Source organism: Paucibacter sp. TC2R-5 (assembly GCF_025717605.1).
GTDB classification, from domain to species: Bacteria; Pseudomonadota; Gammaproteobacteria; order Burkholderiales; family Burkholderiaceae_C; genus Paucibacter_A; species Paucibacter_A albus.
In genome coordinates this window covers 256,649-269,139 of record NZ_JAJIRQ010000007.1, presented here as the reverse complement: position 1 = coordinate 269,139, position 12,491 = coordinate 256,649, and the positions used below count along the sequence as shown (strand labels likewise).

The 12,491-nt window shown below is 62.9% G+C and carries 8 protein-coding genes; 7 read left to right on the top strand and 1 reads right to left on the bottom strand.

Annotated elements, in window-relative coordinates; translation table 11 throughout:
• The 7 genes from LNV08_RS17465 to LNV08_RS17435 all read left to right on the top strand — a co-directional run bounded on the left by LNV08_RS17465 (nt 1) and on the right by LNV08_RS17435 (nt 10,595).
• The gene (locus LNV08_RS17465; protein ID WP_263535012.1) at nt 1-1,545 is read left to right on the top strand and encodes a tryptophan halogenase family protein; all 1,545 of its coding nucleotides are present in this window, start codon (nt 1-3) and stop codon (nt 1,543-1,545) included.
• 24 nt (nt 1,546-1,569) lie between these two features.
• Nucleotides 1,570-2,265: a SapC family protein gene (locus tag LNV08_RS17460; RefSeq protein WP_263535011.1), complete on the top strand. Its 696-nt coding sequence runs from the start codon at nt 1,570-1,572 to the stop codon at nt 2,263-2,265.
• Nucleotides 2,262-3,749, top strand: coding sequence for a tryptophan halogenase family protein (locus LNV08_RS17455; protein WP_263535010.1), 1,488 nt, complete (start codon nt 2,262-2,264; stop codon nt 3,747-3,749). The genes LNV08_RS17460 and LNV08_RS17455 overlap by 4 nt, the downstream gene beginning before the upstream one ends.
• A gap of 43 nt (nt 3,750-3,792) precedes the next feature.
• Nucleotides 3,793-6,324 (top strand): mechanosensitive ion channel family protein, encoded by a 2,532-nt coding sequence (locus tag LNV08_RS17450; RefSeq protein ID WP_263535009.1) that lies wholly within the window; start codon nt 3,793-3,795, stop codon nt 6,322-6,324.
• 217 nt (nt 6,325-6,541) lie between these two features.
• The gene (locus LNV08_RS17445) at nt 6,542-7,009 is read left to right on the top strand and encodes an Lrp/AsnC family transcriptional regulator (RefSeq protein WP_263535008.1); all 468 of its coding nucleotides are present in this window, start codon (nt 6,542-6,544) and stop codon (nt 7,007-7,009) included.
• 181 nt (nt 7,010-7,190) lie between these two features.
• A complete protein-coding gene (locus tag LNV08_RS17440) occupies nt 7,191-8,996 on the top strand; it encodes a DUF1800 domain-containing protein (RefSeq protein ID WP_263535007.1) in 1,806 nt (601 codons plus the stop codon).
• Nucleotides 8,997-9,059: 63 nt separating this feature from the next.
• Nucleotides 9,060-10,595 (top strand): DUF1501 domain-containing protein, encoded by a 1,536-nt coding sequence (locus LNV08_RS17435; RefSeq protein ID WP_263535006.1) that lies wholly within the window; start codon nt 9,060-9,062, stop codon nt 10,593-10,595.
• A 2-nt stretch (nt 10,596-10,597) separates the two neighbouring features.
• Here LNV08_RS17435 and recQ read toward each other — a convergent pair whose 3' ends face one another.
• Nucleotides 10,598-12,466 carry a DNA helicase RecQ gene (gene recQ / locus LNV08_RS17430; protein ID WP_263535005.1) on the bottom strand — a complete coding sequence of 623 codons (1,869 nt, stop codon included), beginning with the start codon at nt 12,464-12,466 and terminating at the stop codon, nt 10,598-10,600.
• Nucleotides 12,467-12,491: the final 25 nt, after the last annotated feature.

The window sequence follows — 12,491 nt, the reverse complement described above, 5'->3', positions numbered from 1 at the left end:
ATGACCGAGGTGATCAAACAGATCGTGATTTTGGGCGGGGGCTCGGCCGGTTGGCTGAGCGCCGCCTTGATCGCGGCCGAACATGGGGTGGGCCTGCAGGTAACGCTGCTGGAGTCGCCCGATGTGCCGGCCATCGGTGTCGGCGAGGGCACTTGGCCGACCATGCGCGACACGTTGCACAAAATCGGCATCAGCGAGACCGACTTGGTGCGCGAGTGCGAGGCTACGTTCAAGCAAGGCTCCAAATTCGTCGGCTGGGTTAATGGCCGTGCCGACGACCAGTACGCTCATCCCTTTGTACTGCCGCAAGGCTATACCGAAGCGAATCTGGTGGCGGCCTGGCTGCAGCAGCACGCGAATGTCCCGTTTGCGGAACTGATGAGCTTTCAGCCCCATCTTTGCGCGGCCGGTCTGGCGCCCAAGCAGGCGGCCACGCCGGAGTTCGCGGCAGTGGCCAATTACGGCTATCACTTCGACGCGGTCAAATTCGGTCACCTTCTGCGCCGACATTGCCTGGAAAAGCTTGGCGTCAAACATGTGCAAGACCACATGGTGGGCGTCAACTCACACGCCAATGGCGATATCGCCTCGCTGCAGACCCAGGTGCATGGAGCGCTGAGCGCTGATTTGTTCATTGACTGCAGCGGCATGGCTTCGCTGCTGCTCGGCCAGCACTTCGGTGTGCCCTTGCTGTCGCAGCAAGATGTCTTGTTCAATGACAGCGCGCTGGCCTTGCAAGTGCCCTACGCGCAGGTGGACAGCCCGATTGCCTCGCAGACCATTTCGACGGCGCAAAGCTGCGGCTGGATCTGGGACATCGGCCTGCAGACGCGGCGCGGCATTGGCTATGTCTATTCGAGCGCGCACTGCTCGGACGAGGCGGCTGAAATCGAGCTGCGCGCGTATGTGACCAAGACCGGCGGAGCTGCCGAGCACCTGGCCGCCCGCAAGCTGAGCTTCAAGCCCGGCTACCGGGCCAAGTTTTGGCACAAGAACTGTGTCGCCATTGGCCTCTCGGCCGGCTTTATCGAGCCGCTGGAGGCTTCTGCGCTGGCGCTGGTTGAGTTGTCGGCCACCTTGGTGAGTGAAGAAATGCCGGCCAACCGGGCGCTGATGGACATTGCCGCCCAGCGCTTCAACGATGCCTTTACTTACCGCTGGGAGCGGGTGATCGATTTTCTGAAACTGCATTACGTCTTGAGCCAGCGCCGCGACAGCGCTTATTGGCGCGAACAGGCCGCGAGCACGCCGCCGCGGCTGCAAGAGCTGCTGGCGCAATGGCAGCACCGCCCGCCCTCGCGGCACGACTTCCACCGCATCGAGGAAATGTTCCCCTCGGCCAGTTATCAATACGTGCTCTACGGCATGGGCTTTCGGCCCTTGCCAAGCGCTGGCGCGCGGCGCAGCGAAGATGCGGCCAATGCGCAAAAGGCCGCCGGCTTCTTTTCCGAAACCGCCCAATTGACGCGCCGGATGCTGGGGGCTCTACCCAGCAACCGGGCGCTGATAGCCCATATCCAGCAGCATGGCTTGCACAGCATCTGAACCCCTCTTCCCGAGTCAATCCTCATGGCCAATTCTGTTTTACTGAATAACGTCGACCACCAAGACCTTCGCGTCATCAACCGTCGTGCTGCCGAGTTAGGCGATGGGCAGATGTTCGCGCTGACCTTCCCGGATGAGTTTCGCAGCATCCAGGCGCATTACCCGATCGTGTTTCGCAAGACGGCCGAGGGCACAGGCTTCGAGCCGATTGCCTTGCTGGGGCTGCAAGCCGGCCAGAACTTGTTCTTGCGCGACGGACGCTGGGATGCGGCCTATTTGCCGCTCTCGCTAGAGCGCCAGCCCTTTTTGATTGGCCGCTCGGGCCAGGAATTGCTGGTGCATATCGATCTGGACAGCCCGCGCCTGAGCCGCAGCGAAGGCGAGGCGCTGTTCTTGCCGCATGGTGGCAGCAGTGACTACCTGCAGCGCATCAACTCGGTCTTGCTGGCCCTGCATCAAGGCTTGGACGCCACGCCCGCCTTCATCCAGGCGCTGCAGGCGCATGAGCTGCTGGAATCCTTTGTGCTGGATGTCGAGCTGAACGACGGCTCACAAAATCGTCTGGCCGGCTTTTACACAATCAACGAGGAGCGTCTGGCCGGTTTGCCCGGCAGCGCGCTGGAGGCTTTGGCGCGCGCCGGCCATCTGCAGGCGATCTATATGGCGGTGGCGTCGCTGTCGCAGCTGCGCACATTGATTGACCGGCAGAACCAAGTATGAGCAGCGAACGCAAACCGATCAAACGCATCGTCATCGCCGGCGGCGGCACGGCCGGCTGGATGGTGGCGGCCGCCTTGTCCAAGACCTTGGGGAAGTTGCTCGACATCAAGCTGATCGAGTCCGATGAGATCGGCACCGTCGGTGTCGGCGAGGCGACGATTCCGACCTTGCTGACCTTTCACAGCCTGCTGGAGATCAATGAGCAGGAATTCATGGCCGCCACCCAGGCGACCTTCAAGCTCGGCATCAGCTTTGAAAACTGGCGCGACCGGGGGCAGGACTACATCCACTCCTTTGGCTTGACCGGCAAAGACCATTGGACGGCTGGCTTTCAGCATTTCTGGCTCAAAGGCCGCGAGCGCGGATTGGCCGGCGAGTATGGCGACTATTGTCTGGAGCTGAAGGCGGCGCAGCAAAGCAAGTTCGCGCATTTGCCGCGCGCCGGCATGAACTACGCCTTCCATCTGGACGCGACGCTGTACGCCAAGTATCTGCGCAAGTTCAGCGAGGGTTTTGGCGTGCAGCGCATCGAGGGCAAGATCACCGAAGTGGCGCTGGCGGGCGAGAACATCGCCGGGCTGCGGCTGGATTCCGGCGCGCTGATCGAGGGCGATTTGTTCATCGACTGCACCGGCTTTCGCGGTCTCTTGATCGGCGAGGCGCTGAAGGTCGGCTATGAAGACTGGTCGCATTGGCTGGCCTGCGACAGCGCGGTGGCGCTGCAGACCGCGTCGACCGGCCCGGCTTTGCCCTACACACGCTCGATCGCACATGCCGCCGGTTGGCAGTGGCGCATTCCGCTGCAGCACCGAGTGGGCAACGGCATGGTCTATGCCAGCAAACACATTGACGATGAGCAGGCAAAGCAGGCGCTGCTGGCAAACGTGGAGGGCGAGGCTTTGACGCAGCCGCGCGTGCTGCGCTTTCAGCCCGGTCAGCGCCATCAAACCTGGCGCGCCAACTGCGTCGCCATCGGCTTGTCCAGTGGCTTTTTAGAGCCTCTGGAGTCCACCAGCATCCACCTGATTCAGCGCGGCATCACGCGCCTGTTGCAGATGTTTCCGGCTAAGGGCATCTGCCCTGCGGACATTGCTGAATACAACCAGCAAAGCCGCAACGAGATTGAGCATATTCGCGACTTCATCGTCTTGCACTATCACGTCACCCAGCGCCAGGACAGCGCCTTTTGGCGCCACTGCCGCGAGATGGACATCCCCGCCTCGCTGCGTCACCGGATTGATTTGTTCCGCGAGACCGCAAGAGTATTCCGTGTGCCTAACGAGCTATTCGCCGAGAACTCCTGGATACAGGTGATGTTGGGACAGGGTATCTTGCCGCAACAGCATCACCAAGTGGCTGATCTGATGGGCGACGCCGAGTTGGCGCGTTTCCTGAATAGCATTCGCCAGCAGGTCGATCAAACCGTCGTGCAGCTGCCGGCCCATCAGGCCTATGTCGAGTCCTATTGCAGGGTGGCCGGCTGACGGCACAATGCAGCTGCGCCGGGGTGGCGCCAATGGATGTTGCATGATCAAGAAGATCGAATCTAGGAGGGCTTGGTTCAAGCGGTCGGGGCCTTACGGCTGGCTGCTGGGCCTGAGTTTGCTGCTGGCATTGGGCGCCATCTCGCCCGGCTTTGCCCAGGCGCCGCCCGCCGGTACTGCGGCCGCCGCCGAGAGCCGCCACGAGGTGATTGCGCCGGCGGATATTCCGGCCCGCGCCGATGCCGATGAGCAGCTGATCGTCACCGTGGTGCGGCGCGCCAACAGCGCCGATGCGGGGCGCCGGCTGGAGCAGTCGCTGGCCGAGCGGGCCGAGTCCATCAAGCAGCTGACCGACAAATCCAGCAGCAGCGCGCTGGCCTTGCTGTCGGTGCGCCGGCTCGAGAGCTTGCACCGACATTGGCAGTTACATGAGCGGGAGATTGCCCGCAGCCGGGCCGAGCTCGCTCGCGTTCTGCAAAGCCGCTCCGAAGACGCAGCCGATCTGGCCGCGCGGCGCAATGTCTGGCAAGCCACCCGGGTCAGCGCGGCCGACTCGGCGCCTGCCTTGGTGCAGCGCGTGGACGAATTGATCGCGTTGGCACAGCAGGGCGAGGTCGATCTGGCCGGCCCCTTGGCCAAGCTCTTGGAGCGAGGCCGCACCGCCAGTGCCTTGGCGACCCATGTCCACAATATGGTCAATGCGGTGCAGACCCGTATCGAGGATCTCGACCGCCGCTTGCTGGTGATCGATGCGCCGCCTCTGTGGCAGGCGGCCGCCTCCGACGAGGTGGCCGAGCCGGTCAGTGTCGGCCTGCGCAGCAGCCTGGAGATCGAGCGCGGCTTCGCCCGCGATCACGATGCCAGCAGCGCCAAGCTGCTGCCGGTCCTGGTCTTGTCGGCGCTGGCGCTGCTGCCCATGATGTTTTGGCTCAAGCGCCGCGCCCGGCAGATGGTCAGGGACGGGCAGGCCTCGGAGCTGTCCATGCAGATCCTGTCTCGGCCTTTGGCGGCTTGGCTGGTCTTGGTGGCCTTGGGCGCGATGGTCTACGACCTGCATGGCCCCATCATGCGGCAGCAGATGGTGATGCTGCTGGCTTGGGTGCCGGTGCTGGTGTTGTTGCAGCGGCGCATCCCGCCGGCCGTAGGCCCCTGGGCTTATCTGAGCGCGGTGTTCTATTTCTTCAATGTCGTGGCCTCGCTGTTTGTCGGCAGCTTGCTGGTCTACCGCTTCGGTTTGCTGGCCCTGAATCTGTTGATGCTCTTGACGCTGGGGATCTTGGGTTGGCGGGCGCTGCGCGAGCCCGCCGTGGCGCAAGGCGAGCCGGCGGACGAAGGCCCGCTCAATTCCGGGGCGAGCGCCGTGCAGCCGGCCAATCAGGTCCCCAAATGGCTGCCGGCCGGGCTCTTGCTCTTGGCTTGTGCCGTGCTCTTGGCCTCCGCCCTGTCCAATGTGCTGGGCAATATCTCCTTGACCACCATGTTGACCGGCGCCGTGCTGGACAGCAGTTATGCGGCGCTGGCCTTGTACGCCGGTGCATCGGTGCTGGTGGCTTTGTTGCAAGTCTTGTTGGCTCGGCCCAAGCTGGCACAGCTGAGCAAGCGTCATGCGGGTACCTTGGTGCCTGTGGTCGTGCGCTTGGGGCGCATCCTCTTGCTGCTGGGCTGGGTGGTTTATGCCTTGCAGGACTTCCGCATCTACCGGCCTTTGTACGACATGCTGATGGCGGCGCTGACATTTCAGGTGGCACTGGGCGGATTGACGCTCAGCCTGGGCAGTGTGGTGGCCTTTGTGGTCGCCACCTGGGCCTCGTTCTGGGTGGCGCGTACGCTGCGCACGCTGCTGGCCGAGGATGTGCTGCCGGCGCTCAAACTGCCGCTTGGCGTGGGGCAGAGTGTCTCGACGATCAGCTACTACTGCGTGCTGATCTTTGGTTTGTTGACTGCGCTGGCGGCCGCCGGCTTCAAGGTTGGTGAGCTGGCGATTGTGTTCGGCGCGCTCGGCATCGGTATCGGCTTGGGCCTGCAAGATGTGGTGCGCAACTTTGTCGCCGGCTTGATTTTGATGTTCGAACGGCCGATCCGGCCCGGCGATGTGGTGGACGTGGCTGGCCTGACGGCCACGGTGCGCGATATCGGTTTGCGCGCCACCACCTTGACGACATTCGAAGGCGCCGATGTCGTTTTACCCAACGGCATGATTCTGGCGGACAAGCTGGTCAACTGGACGCTGACCGGCAACAGCCGGCGCATCAATATCGACGTCAGCACCGGCTATGAGGTCAGCCCGCAGCAGACGATTGCGATGCTGATCGGCATTGCGCAAGACCTGGACGGCGTCGCCTCCTTCCCGCCGCCTTCGGCCTTGCTGACCGGGCTGACGCCGGGCGCCCTGACCTTCAATGTGCGTGCCTGGACCACCCAACAGGCCGACTGGGTGGCGGTGCGCAGCGCCTTTGCCATGCGCATCCGCGACGCCTTTGCCGAGGCCAATATCGTCGTCCCGCTGCCGCAGCGCGAGTTGCATATACACAAGGCGGACAGCCTGAAAGGCGTGCTGCCCGATGCCGCCGCTTAGCCCTAAAGCCGAAGCCCCAGGCACTTGTGGTGCCTGGGGCTTTGCTGATTGCCGGGGCTGAAGGACAAGGCGGTGTGGCCTGCCTGTGTTGCATTGGTCTGTAGAACCAATGCATTCAGTGTAGGCAAGAGCTGCCGGCAGAAAATTGCGAAGATGGCCAGATTTTCTTACGAATTGGCAGAAAATTGCGCCATCGAAGCTATGCAAGGCGTGAGTCATGGAATTAGACCGTATTGATCGCCAGATTCTTGAGCTCTTGCAGCAAGACGGCCGCATCAATAACCAGGAGTTGGCCGAGCGTGTCGGCCTGTCGCCCTCGCCCTGCTTGCGCCGTGTGCGCGCCTTGGAAGACAGCGGCTTGATCACCGGCTACCGGGCGCAACTCGATGCTAAAAAATTGGGCCTGAGCCTGATGGCCCTGGTGCATATCTCAATGGACCTGCACACGCCGGAGCGCTTCGCCAACTTCGAAGCCGCGGTGCAGGTCTTGCCCGAGGTGTTGGAATGCTTGCTGATCACCGGTCAGGCGGCCGACTATCAGCTCAAGCTGGTGGTGCGCGATATGGATCATTTCCAGAGCCTGCTGCTCGGCAAGCTCACGCGCATTCAAGGCGTCACCGGCGTGCACTCGAGCTTTGTGCTGCAGCAGGTGGTCAGCCGCACGGCCTTGCCGGTAGGCGGCTAGACAAAAAGACCTAGAGCGGTAGTTTTTCACGCCAAGGCCTGGCCCGTGCTGGTGGCGGCCCTCCTGGCAACACGCACTTACATCTCTTGCGTTTCTCGCAGACCTGAGACGCCGTCCGCTCCCTACAGTTCGCTCCATCGCGCAGCCCTTCGGCCTGCGCTCGCAGTTTGGAGCTTGATGTATGCGCGATTTTCCTTTGTGTTTGGCAATGCCCGCGATGGCGGGCCGCAGTCTGGCTTGGCTGGCGGCGTTGGCCTTGGTGGCGGGTTTGAGCGCCTGCGGCGGCTCGGGCGGTGCGGCTGGTGACACCGCCGGCCCAAGTTCCAACCCTGCCAGCCCCTCAACCCCTGCGCCTACGGTCGTCAAACCAGGCAGCCGCGAGGAGGCGATGCGCTTTTTGATGCAGGCCAGCTTCGGTCCGACCGAGGCCAGCATCGCTGCCGTCATGGATAAAGGTTATGAGCCTTGGCTGGATGAGCAACTCGCCAAGCCTGCCAGCATGCACCGGCTGAATTGGGATGCGTCCGATGCAGCCGTGAAAGCGCTGAAAGCCACCGACTCGGCCGGCAGCCGCGAAGTGCTGGACTCCTTCTACAAGGTCGCCATCACCGGCGATGACCAATTGCGACAGCGCGTCGCTTACGCGCTGTCCCAAATCATGGTGGTGTCGATGGCGCAAGACAATGTGGGCAACCAGCCGCGCGCCGTGGCTTCGTATCTGGATACCTTGTCCGCCAATGCCTTCGGCAACTACCGCGTGCTGCTGGAGCAGGTGGCCACGCACCCGGCCATGGGCTTGTATCTATCGCATCTGAAGAACCAGAAAGAAGACGCCAAGACCGGCCGGGTACCGGATGAAAACTTCGCCCGTGAGGTGATGCAGTTGTTCTCGATCGGCCTGATCGAGCTGAACGCCGACGGCTCGCCCAAGCTCGAAGCCGGTGCGCCCAAGCCCAGCTACACGGCGGACGATATCGCCGGCATGGCCAAGGTTTTCACCGGTCTGAGTTGGGATGGCCCCGATACCGCCGACGGGCGCTTCTGGGGCTGGTGCCCCGACTATTGCGAGGCCGATCGCGCGTTCAAACCCATGCAGGGCTATAGCCAGTTCCATTCGCTCAGCGAGAAGAAATTTCTGGGCAAGGTCGTGGCCGCGCAGGTCAAGGCCGACCCGGCGGCCAGCCTGAAGGCCGGCCTTGATGCCTTGGCCTTGCACGCCAATGTCGGCCCCTTCATCGGCCGTCAGATGATTCAGCGCCTCGTCACCAGCAACCCCAGCCCCGACTATGTGGCGCGGGTGTCCAAGGCCTTCGGCGCCGGCGATATGAAGGCGATGGTCAAGGCGATCTTGCTGGACAGCGAAGCCCGTGACGCCGGCTTGGCCGCGCAGCCAAGCTACGGCAAGCTGCAAGAGCCGGTGTTACGACTAACGGCGGCACTGCGCGCACTCGGCGCCAGCAGTGACAGCGGTGCGTGGTTGATCGGCGCTACCGACGACCCAGCCACCCAGCTCGGTCAATCACCGTTGCGCTCGCCCTCGGTGTTCAATTTTTACCGTCCCGGTTTCATTGCGCCGGGCAGTGAAAGCGGCGCCGCCAAGCTGACCATGCCCGAGTTGCAATTGGTGCAGGAGACCTCGGTGGCGGGTTACGCCAACTTCATCAAAGGCGGCGTGGCCGGCGGCTTTGGGCAACGCGGCCTGGACTGGAAGGCCGCCCGCAATGACGTGCAATTCGATCTGACTGCCTTGATTGCCCTGGCGGCCAAGCCTAGCGAACTGGTTGAGCAAGTCAGCAAGCAACTGCTTGGGGGCCGCAGCAATGCAGCGCTCAAGGCCGAGATGGTGGCAGCGGTCGAATCGGTCAAGCTCGATGCGCTGAAGGCCGACGCCAGCAACAAAAAAACCGTCGATGACCAGTTGTTGAACCGCGCCAAATTGGGCGTCTATCTGGCGCTGGTGTCGCCTGAGTACCTGGTTCAAAAATAATGACTTGCGGGTAAGACCTTGGCGCGCAGCGCCATGCTCTGACCCCAACTGACTAAGGCACTTATGAAAACCAACTTCAATTCCCCCGCCTCCCGCCGCGCCTTCCTGGCCCAAGCGGCTCGTTTAGCCGGCCTGGGCGCCGCTGCGCCCATGGCGATGAATTTGGCTGCCTTTGGCAATGCCAGCGCGCAGACCGCCGGTGACTACAAGGCGCTGGTTTGCGTCTTTCTATTCGGCGGCAATGACGCCTTCAATATGGTCTTGCCGACCGATGCCGAATCCTGGGCCGCCTACAGCCAGGTGCGCAATCAAGCGCCCGAGTCGATCGCGCTGTTGGCGCCGGGCACCCCGGCGCAAATGGGTGCCGGCGCAGGTTCGCCCGAACGGCTCGGCGGCGTGCTGGCGATCAACCCCATCACATCGCAAGGCCGCACTTTTGCCCTGCATCCCAGCATGAGCGGTGTGCGTGATTTGTTTGCCGCAGGGCGGTTGGCGGTGCTGCCCAATATCGGCCCGCTGGTGCGCCCCACCAGCAAAGCAGATTTGAAGATCGTCACTTTCGCGCGGCCAGCCGGCTTGTATTCGCACAATGACCAGCAATCCACTTGGCAGTCACTGACGCCCGAAGGCGCGACGGTGGGTTGGGGCGGTCGCTTTGCCGACCTCTTGATGGCGGGCAATAGCCAGCCCCTCTTCAGTGCCGTCTCGGCCGGCGGCAATGCGGTGTTCTTGAGCGGCAAGCAAGCGCTGCAGTACCAGATCAGCACACGAGGTGCCATCCGCATTGGCGGCAGCGACACCAGTCTGTTTGGCTCCACCGCAGCGCTGGAGCGCATGCGCACCGTGATGCGCGGCGGCCGCAGCAACGACCTGATAGCACGTGATCATGCGACCGTGGTCAATCGCTCGCTGGTGGCCGAGGCCTTGATAGGCAGCGCCTTGCCGCCCGCCAATAGTGCCCCCTATGGCACGGCCGGTCTGGCCAATGGCGCTGCCGATCCGCTCTTGCAATATGACAATCCCCTGACCGGCACCAAGTCAACTAACTCATTAGCCCAGCAGCTGCAGGTGGTGGCGCGCACCATGGGCGCGCGCAGTGCCTTGGGTGCGGGCCGGCAAGTTTTCTTCGTCAGCCTGGGCGGCTTTGATACGCATGATGGACAGAATCGCGCCCAAGCCGACTTGATGGCCAAGCTCTCACACGCGCTCAGCTACTTTGACAACACGCTGGGCGCGATGGGCTTGCGCAACAACGTCACCACCTTCACCGCCAGCGACTTCGGCCGCACCTTCACCAGCAATGGCGACGGCACCGACCATGGCTGGGGCAGCCACCATTTCGTCATGGGCGGCGCGGTCAAGGGGCGCGAGTTCTACGGCAAGTTCCCAGTCGTCGGCGCTAAGAACGCCAAGAACAATGACTTCGAGAGCAGCCCGAATCAACTCGGCAATGGTGCGCTGCTGCCGGAGACTTCGGTCGAACAGCTCGGCGCGACGCTGGGTCGCTGGATGGGCGTCAGCGACGGCAATCTGGCCGACATCTTTCCGAACCTGAAGAACTTCGACGCAGGCAAGCGGGATCTCGGCTTTATGGCCTAGGCCTACTCCAGCACGCGCAGAATCTGCTCGCCATAGGCTTCCAGCTTCTTCGCGCCGACGCCGCTGATTTGTGCCAACTCATCCAGGGTTTGTGGATGCTGCTTGGCCATTTCGGCCAGCGTCACGTTCTGGAAGATCACATAGGCGGGCAAGCTGTGCTCCTTGGCGACTTCGGCACGCCAGGCCTTGAGTTGATCGAAGCGGAGTTGAGCGTCCTCATCCAACTCGATCGGCGCTGCGCTACGGTTTGACGTTGCTGGCTTGCCGCTGCCGCGAGCCAATCGGCCTTTTTTCGGCGCCACCGTCGGCACGCGCAGAAGCAGTTGCACCTCGCCCTTCAAGACCGCGCGGGCGCTGTCGGCCAGGGCCAGCGTCATGTATTCGCCCTCGGCCACCACATGGCCCAGCGAGATCAGCTGACGCAGCACGGCGCGCCATTGCTGCTCGGGCAGGTCGGCGCCGACCGCCCAGGTGCTGAGGGTCTGATGGCCGTATTGCGTGACCTTGTCCGTCACCTTGCCGCGCAACACGTCGATCAAATGGCCGGCCCCGAAACGCTGGCCGCCGTTCTGATGAAAACGGTAGATGCAGCTGAGTAGTTTGCGTGAAGCGTCGGTGCCGTCCCAGGTGGCGGGCGGATGCAAACAGTTATCGCAGTTTCCGCAAGGTTGACTGGCTTCGCCGAAGTAACTCAGCAGCCGCACGCGCCGGCAGTCGGTCGCCTCGGCCAGTGCCAGCAGCGCATCGAGCTTGCCGCGCTGGCCTTTTTTGAATTCTTCGCCGGCCGGGCTTTCGTCGATCATGCGGCGCTGATTCACCACATCGGCCAGGCCGTAGGCCATCCAGGCCTCGGCCGGCGCGCCGTCGCGGCCCGCGCGGCCGGTCTCCTGGTAATAGCTCTCGATGTTCTTGGGCAGATCCAGATGGGCAACAAAGCGCACATCGGGTTTGTCAATACCCATGCCGAAAGCGATCGTCGCCACCATCACGACGCTGTCTTCGCGCAAGAAGCGGTCCTGGTGGCGCTGGCGCACCGCCACGTCTAGGCCGGCGTGATAGGGCAGCGCCTTCAGGCCCTCGCTCTCCAGCCAGGCAGCGGTTTCTTCAACCTTTTTGCGGCTCTGGCAATAGACGATGCCCGCATCATCTTCATGCTCATCGCGGATGAAGCGCAGCAATTGTTCGCGTGGCTTGTCTTTTTCGACGATGGCGTAGCGGATGTTCGGGCGGTCAAACGAGGAGATGAAGATCTGCGCTTCTTCCAGGCGCAGTCGCTCGATGATGTCGGCGCGGGTCAGGTCATCGGCGGTCGCCGTCAAGGCAATGCGCGGAACCTCGGGGTAGCGTTCGTGCAGCAGGCTGAGTGCCAGGTATTCGCTGCGGAAGTCATGGCCCCATTGGCTGACGCAATGCGCTTCGTCGATGGCGAACAAGCTCAGCAATCCGCGCTCATAGAGCGAGTCCATTTGGGCCAAAAAACGCGGGTTGGTGATGCGTTCGGGCGCGGCGTACAGCATCACCAGGCGCCCACTCATCATCTCGCGTTCGACATGGGCCGCCTGCTCGCCCGACAAGCTCGAGTTCAGGAAGGCGGCGTGCACGCCGGCTTCTTCCAGCGCGCCGACCTGGTCATGCATCAAGGCGATCAAAGGGCTGACGACGATGCTGACGCCCCGGCCGGCGCGGTGGCGGGCGATGGCCGGGATCTGGTAGCACAGGCTTTTGCCGCCGCCGGTGGGCATCAGGACCAGCGCGTCACCGCTGGCGCAGACGTGATTGACGATCTGTTCTTGGGCCCCGCGGAAAACTGGGTAGCCAAACACCTCTTGCAAGATGTTCAGGGGAGGGGATTTTTGCGTAAGCTGGCTCATGAGTCGCCCCATTGTCGAGGAGAAA